Origin of the sequence: Thiohalorhabdus denitrificans (assembly GCF_001399755.1) — a bacterium.
Classification (GTDB): Bacteria; Pseudomonadota; Gammaproteobacteria; order Thiohalorhabdales; family Thiohalorhabdaceae; genus Thiohalorhabdus; species Thiohalorhabdus denitrificans.
Map to the genome: position 1 here is coordinate 1 of NZ_LJCP01000006.1, position 13,981 is coordinate 13,981.

Sequence of the window (13,981 nt, forward strand, 5' to 3'; positions counted from 1 at the left end):
CCCGGCCCGCCCGCGGCGGCCGCCGGGGCGTCGGCCAGGGAAACCGTGAGCTCCTTGGTCTGCGGCGGGTAGCAGACCCCGGCGTCGGCGCAGCCCTGGTAGCGGGCCTCCACCACCACCTCGTCGGTGTCCTCGACGCCGCTGAGCTCGGCGGTGAGGGTGGCCTCGCCGTAGAAGACCTCCATCTCCTTATCGAAGGTCTCGTCGTACTTCTCCTTGCCCGCGGGCACCTCGGTGGCGACCACCTCGCCCCCCTCGGGCTCCACGACCGAAAGATCGAGCTTGTCGCGGTAGAGGTAGGTGTCGTCCCCCACGTCCCAGGTGACCCGCACCGTGTCGGGTCCCACCGCCTCGGCGCTGGGCTGGAACGCCTCCTCGGGCTGCGGGATGTTCTGGGCCTGGGCGGAAACCGCCAGGGAGGTCAGCAGCAAGGCAACCACAAGGCTCAGCGCAGCGCGCGCCTGCCTCGCAACCGACGCTTGGAACTTCATGCCGGGCTCGCTCCTTTTCCCACTAGAATGTCCGTTCTAGCGGCGTAATGTACCAGACCTCGGACCACAAATCCCCCCAGCGGGTTCATTTGCCCCGCCTTGGCCGTCCCCGCGGACCCGTGATGGGCGTCCCGCCCCCGGGCCCCACGGAATCCCGGCTCAATCCAGATGGTCGATCCAGCGCAGGTAAGCGGCGAGGCCGTTGTCGATGGACACGGCGATGATCTCGGGGACGTCGTAGGGGTGGGCCTCCAGGATGGCGGCCTCCAGGGGCTCGTAGAGCTTCTCCTTGGTCTTGATCATGAGGAGGATCTCGCTGTCCTCCTCCACTCGGCCCTCCCACTCGTACACGCTGGTACCCGCCTGATGCCGGTGCACGCAGGCGGCAAGGCGCTCCGTCACTACCTTGTGGCTGATGGTGCGGGCCACCTCCTCGTTGGGGCAGGTGGTGTAGACGATGATGTTCAAGGTCGGCCTCCTTGCTCGGGCTGCGGCGGCGGGCGTTTCATCCCGTCGGGAACTCCGCCCGCCACCCGTACTCTAACGTGGTAGCCGAATCAGTCCACGGCTCGGTGCGAGAGCGACGGGCTTGTTGATTGTGAAGGCTTTTCCTCCTTTGTGGGTTGGGCGACGGTCTCCGGACCGTCGCCATTTTTTTGCCCCCCGGCCCGAATTCGCCTTCGCGGAATCTTTCCTCCGACCCCCTTGAACCGTTCGCCGCCCGTCCCCACATACGCAGGACTGGGAGGCGCCTCTCCCCCCATCCGCGTCCGGAAGGTTTTCCATGCGGCTATTTCCTAGCCTGTTCGCGCTGTTCCTGATTGTCCCCCTCGTGGAGATCTATCTCCTCATCGAGGTGGGCCAGGTCATCGGAGCCCCGCTGACCATCCTGGCCGTGGTGGGCACCGCCCTCCTCGGTGCCGTCCTGACGCGGTACCAGGGGATGGTAACCGTAACCCGCTTCTATGGGCAGCTTGCCCGCGGCGAGCTGCCGGGCTTCACCCTTTTCGAGGGCGCCTGCCTGCTGGTGGCCGGCGCCCTGCTGCTGACCCCCGGCTTCTTCACCGACGCCGTGGGCTTCGCCCTGCTCACCCCGCCTTTGCGAGCCTGGGCCTACAACCGCCTGCGCCACCGCCTGGAGGTGCGGACCTGGTCCCCGCCGCCCCGCGACCGCGGCGGTCCGGGGAGTCACGGGGGATCGGGCTCGACCATCGAAGGCCAGTTCCGGGAGCGGGACCGCGACCAATAGCCTTTCGGGTCCTTCGAAAGGCACGGCAAATCCGGACGCTATGGGATTGACAAGGCGGACCGGACCGTTAACATTAGCACTCTCCTCCGCCGAGTGCTAATAACGCCCCGGACGGAAACCGAACACCCAAAACCATCAGCTTTTTTTCGACGTACGCCTACCTCAGGAGGGAACGGCACCATGAAGATCCGGCCTCTACACGACCGTGTCGTGGTGAAGCGTGTGGAAGAGGAAGAGAAGACCGAAGGCGGTCTCTACATCCCCGACACCGCCAAGGAGAAGCCGATCCAGGGCGACGTGGTCGCCGTGGGCGACGGCAAGATCCTGGACAACGGGGAGAAGCGCCCCATGGCCGTCAAGGAAGGCGACCGGGTGATCTTCGCCAAGTACGCCGGCACCGAGGTGTCCGTGGGCAGCGAGGACGTCCTGGTGATGCGCGAGGACGACATCATGGGCGTGGTCGAGTAACCGACCGCCCCACCCCGAACATTACACCCACTAGGTTCCAAAACCGGAGGGTTTAGAAAACCATGCCTGCGAAAGATATTAAATTCGGTGAGAACGCTCGCCACCGCATGCTTCACGGCGTCGACCAGCTCGCTAACGCCGTCAAGGTGACCCTGGGCCCCAAGGGGCGCAACGTGGTGCTGGAGAAGTCCTTCGGCTCCCCGAACATCACCAAGGACGGCGTCTCCGTGGCCAAGGAGATCGAGCTTGAGGACAAGTTCGAGAACATGGGCGCCCAGATGGTGAAGGAAGTGTCCTCCCAGACCTCCGACGAGGCCGGTGACGGCACCACCACCGCCACCGTGCTCGCCCAGGAGATCGTCACCGAGGGCATCAAGTCCGTGGCCGCCGGCATGAACCCCATGGACCTCAAGCGCGGCATCGACGCCGCCGTGGAGAAGGTCGTGGGCGAGCTGCGCGGCATGAGCCGCGACTGCTCCGAGGAGAAGGAGATCGCCCAGATCGGCACCATCTCCGCCAACTCCGACGAGTCCATCGGCCAGATCATCGCCGACGCCATGTCCAAGGTGGGCAAGGAAGGCGTGATCACCGTCGAGGAAGGCTCCTCCCTGGAGAACACCCTGGACGTGGTCGAGGGCATGCAGTTCGACCGCGGCTACCTGAGCCCGTACTTCTGCACCGACAACGAGCGCATGGTGGCCGAGCTGGAGGACTGCTACATCCTCCTGCACGACAAGAAGATCTCCAGCATGAAGGACCTGCTGCCCGTGCTGGAGGCGGTGGCCAAGCAGTCCAAGCCGCTGCTGATCGTCGCCGAGGACCTCGAGGGCGAGGCCCTGGCCACCCTGGTGGTCAACAACATGCGCGGCACCATCCGCGTCGCCGCGGTGAAGGCCCCCGGCTTCGGTGACCGCCGCAAGGCCATGCTCGAGGATATGGCCATCCTCACCGGCGGCCGCGTGATCTCCGAGGACGTCGGCGCCCAGCTCGAGAACGCCACCATCGACGACCTCGGCCAGGCCAAGCGCGTCACCATCGACAAGGACAACACCACCATTGTCGACGGTGGCGGCAACGACACCGACATCCAGGCCCGCGTCCAGCAGATCCGCAAGCAGATCGAGGACGCCAACAGCGACTACGACCGCGAGAAGCTGCAGGAGCGGGTCGCCAAGCTGGCCGGCGGCGTAGCGGTGATCAACGTGGGCGCCTCCACCGAGGTGGAGATGAAGGAGAAGAAGGCCCGCGTCGAGGACGCCCTGCACGCCACCCGGGCGGCCGTCGAGGAGGGCATCGTGCCCGGCGGCGGCATGGCCCTGCTGCGCGCCCGCAAGGTCCTCGACGACTTCAAGACCGGCAGCCACGACCAGGACGCCGGGGTGGGCATCATCCGCCGCGCCATCGAGGAGCCGCTGCGCCAGATCGTCCACAACGCCGGTGGCGAGCCCTCCGTGGTGGTCAACAAGGTCATGGAGAAGGACCAGGCCACCTACGGCTTCAACGCCGGTACCGACGAGTACGGCGACATGATGGACATGGGCGTGATCGACCCCACCAAGGTCACCCGCCTGGCGCTGCAGAACGCCTCCAGCATCGCCAGCCTCATGATCACCACCGAGGCCATGATCGCCGACAAGCCTGAGGAAGGCGGCGAAGGCGGCGGCGGTGGTGCCGACATGGGCGGCATGGGTGGCATGGGCGGCATGGGCATGATGTAAGCCCCGCCCGACCCACTGCGGTCGCAAAGCCCCGCCGGCTCCCCCGGCGGGGCTTTTTTGCGTCCCTACTCCGGAAGCCCCTTCCCTCCCCGGCCTTGAAATCGTTGCCCCTCCCCGGCACCCTCGGTCGGGCAAAGGGGGGAAGAATGGACAAGCATCCACGGAAAACCGCTGGCTGGCGGGCGGTTCCGCGTACGGGGCTGGTGCTGGTGGTCCTGGCGATGGGGGAGGCCGCGCCGGCCGGGGACATCGGGCTGCGCTACCAGGGCACCCTGGGCACCGAGCAGCACACCGGGCGGCTGTCCTTCTTCGTGGGCGAGGACCGCCTTCCGGACGACCTGGCGCCGCCCCAGCCCCAGGCCGGCCATCCCTTCCCCGTGCGCTCCGAGCCCCTGGTGGCCCTGCCCGTCTACCGGCAGGGCGCCTACCTGGCCACCCTCCCCCGCGAGCCCCGCGATCCTTCCGGGAACCCCGTGGGAGCCACGCCCATCCGGTGCGGCGGAAGCTCGGACCCCTGCGGCCCGGCCCGCGCCACCCTACCCATTCCGGCGCTGTCGGGCCGCCTCCCCTTCTCCCGGCCCTTCGCCGAATACCGGTAGACTCCCGCGCCCCGGACCGGAACGAACCCGGAATCCCGGCGGGGTTGATCCCGCCGGGCGCCCTCCACAAAATAGCCCTCTTTTCCGTTCCGCCCGGAGTGCACACGAATGAGCGAATCCCTGGATCTGATGGTGATCGGCAGCGGCCCCGGCGGCTACCGCGCCGCCGTCTACGCCGCCCTGCGCGGCCTGTCGGTGGGCATCGTGGAGAAGGCCGACTGGGGCGGCACCTGCCTGAACCGCGGCTGCATCCCCAAGAAGGACTGGCACCACACCGCCAAGACCATCGCCCGTTCTGCCAAGTTCGCCGAACGCGGCATTGCCGGGGGACCGCTGAAGGGCGACCTGGCCGCCGCCTGGGAGCACCAGGAGCGGGTAGTGGCGCAGGTCCAGGAGAGCTACGTGGGCTTCATGGACCGGCTCAAGGTCCAGCAGTACAAGGGCCACGCCCGCCTGGACGCCGAGGGCAACGTGGTCATCGAGGGGCCCGACGCCGGAACCGTGGCGGCCCGCAACGTGATCCTCGGCACCGGCTCCCGGCCCGCCCCCATCCCCGGCGTGGAGCCGGTTTCCGGCAAGGTGCTCACCACCGACATGCTCTTCGACGAGCCGGCCCCGCCGCCCGGCGAGGTGATCGTGGCGGGCTCGGGGGTCATCGGCACCGAGATGGCCTTCATCCTCGCCCAGCTGGGCTGCTCGGTGACCTGGGTGGCCTCCGGTGCGCCCCTGCGCAAGACCCGGTTCACGCCGCAGGCCCGGGGCGCCCTGGAGGGCAAGCTCCAGGAGCACGGCATCGAATGGCGCACCGGCGGGCGCCTGGCCGGTACCCGCGTGGAGGGGGAGCGGGTGGTCGCCGAGCTCGACGACGGCGAGCGCCTGGAGGCGGACTGGCTGCTGCTGGGCACCGGCCGCGAGCCAGTCACCGACGGCCTGGGTCTGGAGGAGGCCGGGGTGGAGACCGACGACCGCGGCTTCGTCCGGGTGGACGAGTACCGCCGCACCACCCGGGAAGGGGTCTACGCCATCGGTGACTGCGCCAACCGCCACCAGACCGCCAACCACGCCATGGCCGACGGCGTGGTGGCCGTGAAGAACATCCTGGAGGCGGAGAGCACCGAGGCGAACGACGCCATGGTGCCGGAGGTGGTCTACTCCGCCCTGGAGCTGGCCCGGGTCGGGCTGGACGACGACGAGGCCGAGGACGCCGAGTACGAGCCGGCGGTGGGCTTCACCAGCTTCGAGACCAACCCCAAGGCCGTGGGCCAGGACACCGACGAGGGCTTCACCCGCCTGTTGGTGGACATGGACGAGGGCACCCTGCTCGGCGGCGAGATCGTCGGCGACTCCGCCGGTGAGCTAATCCACATCCTCACCAGCCACCCCGACCCCGACACGGCCCTCTCCCAGATCGCTGCGGGCCGCTTCAACCACCCCGCCATGGCCGAGGAGGTGCTCAACAGCACCGAGACCCTGGCCGCCAACTGGGGCCTCGGGCCGGAGATCTTCGGCACGGACTGAACCCCCTCACGCCTCGACGGCGGCGAGGAAGCGCCGCACCGTTTCCTCCCCCGGAGGCACCGGCGGGAGCCCCGGATACCCCTCCGCTCGCACCGCGTCCCGGGCCAGGTCGAGGCGGCTCTGGGACACCGCATGGGCGTGGCCGCGCTCCCGGTGGTAGCGGGCCAGGTACTCCTGCTCGCTCTGGCCGGGGGTGGGGATCAGCAGGGCACGCTTGCCGAGCCGCGCCACCTCGGAGAGGGTGGACAGGCCCGAGCGACAGACCACCAGCCGGGCGCGGTTCATCATCGCCCCCTGCACCTCCCGGTCCAGGTGGCCGTATACGGTCACCCGTCCCCCCTCCAAGGTCCGCTCCGTGGCCTCCTGCCTCCCGAGGGTGACCACCACCCGGCCCGGCAGCCCCTCCACCTGCCCCAGCACCCGCTGCGCCAGCATGGTGCGCTGCGGCTCCTCCCCGGAGAGGGTGACGAAGCAGTCCAGCTCCGGTGCGCCTTCGCGCGGAGCCAGGTCGGTTATGGGCCCGATGTAAGTTAGGCGCCCTCCCCAATCGCAGGATAGATGGTGGCTCAGGTCGCCGGTGAGCCCGCCGTCCTCCGCCCGATCCGGCACCAGGATCCGCCGGAAGGGGGCCAGGAGGCGGCGCTGGTGGGCCTCCACCGCCCGCTCCAGGAGGCGGGGGCGGCCGGGGACGATCTGGCGCAGGGACTGGGTAAGGAAGTAGCTGGGCACCTCGGGGTCCACCACCCCGAAGCGGGTGTCGGAGACGATGCGGTCGATCCCCTGCTGGCGGCACAGCTCCCGAGTGAAGCGGCGCTCCCGCCGGTAAGCGCGGAGCACCCGGGGCAGGGAGAGGGTCAGCCGGGCGTAGAAGCCGGCGGCGGTGCGGCTGAAGGGCTTGGGGATCCCCGGCAGGTCGTGGAAAGCGCACCGCCCCGCCAGCTCACACTCCAGGAGCCGCAGGGCGGGGCCCGTGGACAGGACGGTTACGGCGTGGCCGGCCTCCAGGAGGCCGCGGATGAGCGGCAGGGCCCGGGTGGCATGGCCCAGGCCCCAGTCGTGCACCGCGAACAGGATCCGTTGTCCGGCCATGGCCGCTCCCGCGGTCCGCCGCTCCTCTCTCCATCCCGACAGGCCCTTCCAAGCCTGGCAAGTGCCGCGATGGCCGGTTCTTCCAAAACCTGTCCAGGCCCCACGCAAAAAGGCCCGCCGTCGGGCGGGCCTTTCAGGGGGGTTCACGGGACGGTCTAGTGGCCGGCGCCCAGCTCCACGTCCTTGTCGTGCAGGGCCAGCCGGTCGTGGAGTTCGCCGCTGGAACCGCCCGGGCTTTTGACATCCACCTCCATGCCGCGGCGGCGGAACTTGCCCACCACCTTGTCGATGGCGTCCACGGCGGAGCTGTCCCACAGGGCCACGTCCCGGAGGTCGAGGACCACATGGTGGATGGGCTCGCGGTAGTCGAAGCTGTCGATGAACTTATCCACCGCCACGAAGAAGAGCTGCCCGGAGACGGTGTAGGTGCGCGTCCGCCCGTCCGGGGAGAGCGCGCTGGTCACCCCGATGGCCTTGGCCATCTTGCGGGCGAAGAAGATGGCGCTGAGCACCACGCCCGCCAGCACGCCCATGGACAGGTCGTGGGTGATCACCACCGTGGCCACGGTGACCACCAGCACGGTGGCGTCGGTGCGCGGCAGCCGGTGCAGGGTCTTCAGCGACCCCCAGTCGAAGGTGGCGATGGAGACCATGATCATCACCGCCACCAGGGCGGCCATGGGGATGATGGAGACCAGATCGCCGAGCACCAGGATAAAGAACAGCAGATAGATCCCCGCCGCCAGGGTGGAAAGCCGGCCCAGCCCGCCGGACTGGATGTTGATCATGGACTGGCCAATCATGGCGCAGCTGGCCATGCCGCCGAAGAAGCCGGTGACGATGTTGGCTATGCCCTGCCCCTGGGACTCGGTGTTCTTGCCGCTGGGGGTGTCGGTGAGGTCGTCGACGATGGAAGCGGTGAGCAGCGACTCCAGCAGACCCACCACCGCCAGGGCCAGGGAGGTGGGGGCGACGATCTGCAGAGTCTCCCAGGTCCACGGCACGTCGGGCAGCAGGAACACCGGCAGGCCGTCGGGCAGCTCGCCCATGTCGCCCACCTGGAGGGTCTCCAGCCCCTGCCACCAGACCACCGCCGTAAGGGCCACGATGACCACCAGCGGCGCCGGCAACAGGCGCGGGTAACCGGGCAGGTGCGGCAGGGTGTAGAGGAGCGCAAGCCCCACCCCCACCATGATCCACATGGTGGTATTGCCGTCGGTGAGGTAGTGGACCTGGGAGAGGAAGATGAGGATGGCCAGGGCGTTGACGAAGCCCACCATCACCGTGCGCGGGATGAACATCATGTAGCGCGCCAGCTTCGCCCAAGCGAACAGGATCTGGATCACCCCGGTGAGGAGGGTCGCCACCAGCAGGTACTGCAGCCCATGGTCCGCCACCAGGTCCACCACCAGCAGGGCCATGGCGCCGGTGGCCGCCGAGATCATGCCCGGCCGGCCGCCGGCGAAAGCGATGACCACCGCCATGGTGAAGGAGGCATAGAGGCCCACCTGGGGATCTAGGCCGGCCACCAGGGAGAAGGCGATGGCCTCCGGGATCAGGGCCAGGGCCACCACGGCCCCGGCGATGAGGTCGCCGCGGACGTTAAAGAGCCATATGCCGCGCTGGCGCTCCCAGGCGGCCTGCAGGGTTTTCTTCACGTTGTCGTTCCTGGTGCTGCGGGAGTGAGGCGTGCGTCCAGCAGGAAAAGGAGGCAGGTGGCAACGAGAGCGCGGCCGGCAACCGCCCGCCCTTGCAACCGGCGCGATGGGGGTACAGACTGAGCACGCCGTGAAAGGCGTGAAAGCCTATCACTCTATTAGAATTTTCTAAAGACTCCGATCCGCAAGGCCCGGGAGTCTCCGACTACGGGAAGCACGCATGGCCCAGCGCGTCCTCATCGCCGTCGATTTCTCCCCCGCCTCGGCCCAGGCCCTGGCGGTGGCCCGACAGCACTTTCCCCAGGCCACCCGCCGCCTGCTCCAGGTCCTGCGCCCCTCCGACGTGGCCGCCAACAGCGCCGCCGGCGCGGCGCACACCGGCACCTCGCCCCTGTCCTCCAAGGACATGCGGGAGAGCGCGGAGAAGGAGGCAATGGAGCAGCTGGAGGCCTGGGCCCAGGAGGGCGAGGAGTGCGGCATCGACGTGGGCAACGCCGCCGAGGAGATCATGCGCCAGGCGGAGGAGTGGGGCGCCGACATGATCGTCCTGGGCACCCGGGGCCGCAGCCAGCTCGCCAACATGCTGCACGGCTCGGCCACGGAATGGCTCATCCGCCACGCCCGGCAGCCGGTGGTGGTGGTCCACGAGGTCTCCATGGACGATTCCATCCGCGCCCACCTGCCCCCCTCCGAGATCGCCGACTAGGGGCTCCCGCCCCCGGACCCTCCGTGGCCGCCGCCGGGAACCCCGCCCCGGCGCAAGGCTCTAAAGGTTTACCCTGATAAGGGGTTCCGGGGCCCTGCCCCGCTCCCCCCCCCGGCCACGGACAACCACCAGCGGAGACCATGAGCACGCCCGCCCGCCTCGGCTTCCCCCTGCTTGTCCTGGCCCTGCTGGCCGTCGGCGCTGCCTGGTGGCTGGACCGACTTCCCTTCCAACAGGACTCCGACACTCCGCCGGACGAAAAGCCCGCGAACCGCATCGCCGTGGAGGCGGCTCCGGTCACCACCGGCGCCATCACCGATGTGCGCGCCTTCACGGGCACCCTGGAGCCCGAGCAGGCCTTCACCCTGGCCCCCAAGACGGACGGGCAGCTGGAGCGCATCCACGTGGACATCGGCGACCGCGTCGAGCGTGGTCAGGTGGTGGCGGAGCTGGACGACGACGAGGCGCGCCAGGACGTGGCCGAGGCGGAGGCGCTGGTCGCCGTGGGCCGGGCCGAGCTGAGCCAGGCCAAGGCGGATGCCCGCCTCGCCCGGCGCGAGCTGGAGCGCACCGAGCGCCTGGCGGAGCGCGACATGGCCTCGGCCTCCGCCCTCGACACCGCCGAGGCGGAGGCCGAGGCCAAGGAGGCGGCGGTGGCGGTGGCCGAGGCCCGGCTGAAGCAGCGGGAGGCCGCCCTAAGCCGCACCCGGGTGCAGCTCGGCCACACCCGGATCCGCGCCCACTGGCCCGACGGCGACGCCACCCGGCTGGTGGGCGAGCGCATGGCCAACCCCGGCGACTCCATCGGCGCCCATGAGCCCCTGCTCTCCGTGGTGCGCACCGCCCCCCTCACCGCCGTGATCCAGGTGCCCGAGCGCGACTACCCGCACCTGGCCAAGGGCCAACCGGCTACCATCACCACCCGTGCGCTCCCCGGCCACCGCTTCGAGGCCACCATCGCCCGCATCGCCCCCCGGTTCGCCGAGGACAGTCGCCGGGCCCGGGTGGAGGTGCGCGCCCCCAACGAGGAGCGTGCGCTCAAGCCCGGCATGTTCGCCAACGTGGAGGTGGCCGTGGGCACCGCCGAGGACACCACCCTGGTCCCCACCGAGGCCCTGGTGCGCCGGGACGGGCAGCCCGGGGTCTACCGCATCCGCCGCAGCTCCCCGGCCAAGGTGGAATTCGTTCCGGTGACCACCGGCATCCGCAACGGCGAACGGGTCCAGGTGGTTGCGCCTGAGGACCTCGACGGCCGGGTGGTCACCCTGGGCCAGCAGCTGCTGGAGGACGGCGCCCCGGTCACCGTCGCGGAGCTGCCCGAGCTTTGAGCCTGCCCGCCTTCAGCGTCCGCCGTCCGGTGTTCACCGTCATGGTGACCCTGATCGCCGTGCTGCTCGGCGCCGTGTCGCTCTCGCGGCTGTCGGTGGACCTCATGCCGGACGTCGAGTACCCCTTCCTCACCGTGGCGGTGAACTACCCCAACGCCAGCCCCGAGGCCATGGAGGAGCTGGTGGCCCGGCCCATCGAGCGGGCGGTGGCCACGGTGCCAGGCCTGGAGGAGATCACCTCCGGATCGGCGGAAGGGGTCACCAACGTCCAGCTGCGTTTCGACTGGGGCACCGACCTCGCCGTGGCCGCCAACGACGTGCGCGACGCCCTGGACAAGGAGTTCGAGGACCCGCCGGAGGGGGCGGACCGTCCCCAGATCCGCAAGTTCGACACCGCCAACATGCCGATCATGCTCATCGGCCTGTCCACCGGCATGGACCCGGTGGCCCTGCGCCGGCTCATCGACGACCGGCTTACCCCCGCCATCCAGCAGATCCCCGGGGTGGCCCACGTGGATCCCTGGGGGGAGCCGCAGCGCGAGGTGCAGGTGCGCCTGCTGCCCGAGCGCCTCCAGGCCCTCGACCTGTCGCCGGGCGAGGTGGCCACGGCCATCGAGGAGGCCAACCTCAACCGCCCCGGCGGCAGCATAAAGCGGGGCCACACCGACTACACGGTGCGGGTCCCGGGGCGGTTCCGGAGCCTCGACCAGATGCGGGAGACGGTGATCGCCCGGCGCGGCGACGCCCTCATCGAGCTCGGCCAGATCGCCGAGATCCGCAACACCCAGCAGGAGCCCACCCGCCTGGTGCGCATCGACGGCGAGCCGGGGGTGCGCCTGGCGGTCCGCAAGCAGTCCGGGGCCAACACCGTGGAGGTGGCCGAGCGCCTGCACCGCGAGATCGAGCGCCTGCGCGGACGCCACCCGCAGATCCGGCTCACCCCGTTGTTCGACCAGTCCGAGTACATCCAGCGCTCCATCACCAACGCCACCCGCTCCATGCTCCTCGGCGCCCTGCTGGCGGTGGCGGTGCTGCTGGTGTTCCTGCGCAGCCTGCGGGCCACGGCGGTGGTGGCCACCGCCATCCCGGTGGCGGTGATCACCACCTTCGGTTTGGTCTACTTCGCCGGCTTCACCCTGAACCTCATGACCATCGGCGGCCTGGCCCTAGGGGTGGGGCTGATGGTGGACAGCGCCATCGTGGTGCTGGAGAACATGGTACGGCGCCGGGAGAGCGAGGGCCTGGCCCCAGCGGAGGCGGCGGTACGGGGCACCGGCGAGGTGGCCGCGCCGGTGGTGGCGGGTACGCTCACCACCCTGGCCATCTTCCTGCCCATGCTGTTCGCCGAGGAGCTGACCGGCCAGCTGTTCCGACAGCTCGCCTGGGTGGTGGCCTTCGCCCTGCTGGCCGCCCTGCTCGCGGCGCTGACCCTGGTGCCCATGCTCGGGGGCCGGATGCTGGGGGCGGGGGCGCACCCGGCCCCCGTCCCCCTGCGCCGGCTGGGGGACGGCATCGGCCGGACCCTGAAGCGGCTGGAGAGCCGCTACCAGGCCCTCCTGGACCGGACCCTGCGCCGCCCCTGGACGGTGGTGGGCCTGGCCCTGGCCGCCCTCGGCGCCGCCGCGGCCGCCCTGCCCCAGATCGGCACCGAATTCATGCCGCGGACCGACGAGTCCGAGGTGCAGATCAACCTGGAGATGCCGCCGGGCACCCGACTGGAGACCGTGGACCGCGCCACCCGCACCGCCGAGCGGGTAGCCGCGGCGGAGGTGCCTGAGGCGGAGGTGACCGTCACCAGCGTGGGCACCAGCGGCTACCGGCCCAGCGAGTCGGCCACCGGCTACGTGCGCGTGGGCCTGCCGCCGCGGGGCGAGCGGGAGCGCTCCAGCGCCGAGGTGGCCGAGGCCCTGCGCGAGGCCCTGGGGGCGGTGCCCGGCGCCGAGGTTCGGGTGCACACCCGCCGGCCCTTCTTCATGCGCATCCTCTCCGGCCAGGAGGAGGCCCTGGCGGTGGAGGTGCGCGGCTTCGAGCTGGACACCCTGCAGGCCTTGGCCCGGGAGGTGGAACGGCGCATCGCCGACATCGACGGCCTGACGCGGACCCGACTTTCGCGCAAGGGCGGCGCCCCGCAGGAGCTGATCCAGGTGGACCGCCAGCGGGCCGCCGACCGGGGCGTGGCCATCGCCGACATCACCGGGATCGTGGAGACGGCGGTGGGGGGCCGGGTGGCGTCGCGCTACCTGGACGCCGGGGACGAGGTGGACATCCGCGTCCAGTTCCGGGACAACCAGGTCCTGCCCCGCGAGGACTTGCTCGATCTGCGGGTTCCCGCCGACGGCGACCGCCTGGTGCGGCTGGGCAGCGTGGCAAGCCTGGAGGTTGGCGAGGGGCCCACGGTCATCGACCGCAAGGACCAGACCCGGATCGTCAGCGTCGAAGCCAACCTGGCCGGCCGAGACATGGGCTCGGTGGTGGCCGACGTGCGCGCCGCCCAGGCGGACCTGCCCGTCCCCGACAACTACGAGGTGCTCATCGGCGGCGACTGGGAGGAGCAGCAGGAGGCCTTCTCCAGCCTGTTCCTCGGCATCGCCCTGGCCCTGGTCCTGGTCTACATGGTCATGGCCAGCCTCTACGAGTCCCTGCGCGATCCCCTCATCGTCATGGGCTCGGTGCCCCTGGCCGGCATCGGCGTGGTGGCCATGCTCCTGGCCACCGGCACCACCCTCAACAGCCAGTCCCTGCTCGGGTGCGTGATCCTGGTGGGCATCGTGGTGAACAACGCCATCCTGCTGGTGGACCAGGCCAACCGCCTGCGGGCCGAGGGACGGGGGCTCCACGCCGCCCTCCGGGAGGCGGGCCGGCGCCGACTGCGGCCCATCCTCATGACCGCCACCACCACCATGCTGGCCCTGGTGCCGCTGGCCCTCGGCCTCGGCGAGGGCGGCGAGACCCAGGCGCCCATGGCCCGCGCAGTGATCGGCGGGCTATTCGTCTCCACCGCCATCACGCTGGTGCTCATCCCGGCGGTGTACGCCCTCGTCCACCGCCGCCGCGTCGCCACCGCCTGAGCCCCGGGACCTCCTCGGGCTCGGCCCCCTGCCCCCGAGCCTCCGGGCCTTCCCCCCGCTTGCAATTCATTTCCTCAGCATATAAAAGG

The 13,981-nt window shown here is 70.2% G+C and carries 12 protein-coding genes; 8 read left to right on the forward strand and 4 right to left on the reverse strand.

Annotation, left to right across the window (positions count from 1 at the left end):
* Both AN478_RS01465 and cutA read right to left on the reverse strand, forming a co-directional pair.
* The coding region (locus AN478_RS01465) for a protein-disulfide reductase DsbD N-terminal domain-containing protein (RefSeq protein ID WP_197289208.1) at positions 1-491 on the reverse strand (491 nt) is incomplete at its 3' end.
* Between the two features lie 159 nt (positions 492-650).
* Positions 651-959, reverse strand: a complete 309-nt coding sequence (cutA, locus tag AN478_RS01470; protein ID WP_054964854.1) for a divalent-cation tolerance protein CutA — start codon at positions 957-959, stop codon at positions 651-653.
* A gap of 316 nt (positions 960-1,275) precedes the next feature.
* Here cutA and AN478_RS01475 point away from each other — a divergent pair, with 316 nt between their 5' ends.
* The 5 genes from AN478_RS01475 (at position 1,276) to AN478_RS01495 (ending at position 6,043) form a co-directional block, all read left to right on the forward strand.
* A complete protein-coding gene (locus tag AN478_RS01475; protein WP_054964855.1) occupies positions 1,276-1,740 on the forward strand; it encodes an FxsA family protein in 465 nt (154 codons plus the stop codon).
* A 180-nt stretch (positions 1,741-1,920) separates the two neighbouring features.
* Positions 1,921-2,208 carry a co-chaperone GroES gene (gene groES, locus AN478_RS01480; RefSeq protein ID WP_054964856.1) on the forward strand — a complete coding sequence of 96 codons (288 nt, stop codon included), beginning with the start codon at positions 1,921-1,923 and terminating at the stop codon, positions 2,206-2,208.
* 62 nt (positions 2,209-2,270) lie between these two features.
* The gene (gene groL / locus AN478_RS01485) at positions 2,271-3,926 is read left to right on the forward strand and encodes a chaperonin GroEL (protein ID WP_054964857.1); all 1,656 of its coding nucleotides are present in this window, start codon (positions 2,271-2,273) and stop codon (positions 3,924-3,926) included.
* A 146-nt stretch (positions 3,927-4,072) separates the two neighbouring features.
* A complete protein-coding gene (locus AN478_RS14615; RefSeq protein ID WP_054964858.1) occupies positions 4,073-4,525 on the forward strand; it encodes a hypothetical protein in 453 nt (150 codons plus the stop codon).
* Positions 4,526-4,633: 108 nt separating this feature from the next.
* Positions 4,634-6,043, forward strand: a complete 1,410-nt coding sequence (locus AN478_RS01495) for a dihydrolipoyl dehydrogenase family protein (RefSeq protein ID WP_054964859.1) — start codon at positions 4,634-4,636, stop codon at positions 6,041-6,043.
* 6 nt (positions 6,044-6,049) lie between these two features.
* On the opposite strand, the gene AN478_RS01500 is transcribed toward AN478_RS01495, so the two are convergent.
* A complete protein-coding gene (locus AN478_RS01500) occupies positions 6,050-7,132 on the reverse strand; it encodes a glycosyltransferase (RefSeq protein WP_054964860.1) in 1,083 nt (360 codons plus the stop codon).
* Between the two features lie 155 nt (positions 7,133-7,287).
* Positions 7,288-8,790: a SulP family inorganic anion transporter gene (locus AN478_RS01505; protein WP_054964861.1), complete on the reverse strand. Its 1,503-nt coding sequence runs from the start codon at positions 8,788-8,790 to the stop codon at positions 7,288-7,290.
* A 220-nt stretch (positions 8,791-9,010) separates the two neighbouring features.
* Between AN478_RS01505 and AN478_RS01510 the strand changes: the two genes are divergently transcribed.
* From AN478_RS01510 to AN478_RS01520, 3 genes are all read left to right on the forward strand, one after another.
* Positions 9,011-9,496, forward strand: coding sequence for a universal stress protein (locus AN478_RS01510; protein ID WP_054964862.1), 486 nt, complete (start codon positions 9,011-9,013; stop codon positions 9,494-9,496).
* A gap of 140 nt (positions 9,497-9,636) precedes the next feature.
* On the forward strand, positions 9,637-10,824 hold the full coding sequence (locus tag AN478_RS01515) for an efflux RND transporter periplasmic adaptor subunit (protein ID WP_054964863.1): 1,188 nt from the start codon (positions 9,637-9,639) through the stop codon (positions 10,822-10,824).
* A complete protein-coding gene (locus AN478_RS01520) occupies positions 10,821-13,892 on the forward strand; it encodes an efflux RND transporter permease subunit (protein ID WP_054964864.1) in 3,072 nt (1,023 codons plus the stop codon). Before AN478_RS01515 ends, AN478_RS01520 begins: the two co-directional genes overlap by 4 nt.
* Positions 13,893-13,981: the final 89 nt, after the last annotated feature.

Coding starts and splice junctions, on each gene's coding strand:
- AN478_RS01510 (WP_054964862.1), top strand. CDS start 9,011: ATGGCCCAGCGCGTCCTCATCGCCGTCGATTTCTCCCCCGCCTCGGCC.
- AN478_RS01500 (WP_054964860.1), bottom strand. CDS start 7,132: ATGGCCGGACAACGGATCCTGTTCGCGGTGCACGACTGGGGCCTGGGC.
- AN478_RS01475 (WP_054964855.1), top strand. CDS start 1,276: ATGCGGCTATTTCCTAGCCTGTTCGCGCTGTTCCTGATTGTCCCCCTC.
- AN478_RS01495 (WP_054964859.1), top strand. CDS start 4,634: ATGAGCGAATCCCTGGATCTGATGGTGATCGGCAGCGGCCCCGGCGGC.
- groL (WP_054964857.1), top strand. CDS start 2,271: ATGCCTGCGAAAGATATTAAATTCGGTGAGAACGCTCGCCACCGCATG.
- AN478_RS14615 (WP_054964858.1), top strand. CDS start 4,073: ATGGACAAGCATCCACGGAAAACCGCTGGCTGGCGGGCGGTTCCGCGT.
- AN478_RS01515 (WP_054964863.1), top strand. CDS start 9,637: ATGAGCACGCCCGCCCGCCTCGGCTTCCCCCTGCTTGTCCTGGCCCTG.
- groES (WP_054964856.1), top strand. CDS start 1,921: ATGAAGATCCGGCCTCTACACGACCGTGTCGTGGTGAAGCGTGTGGAA.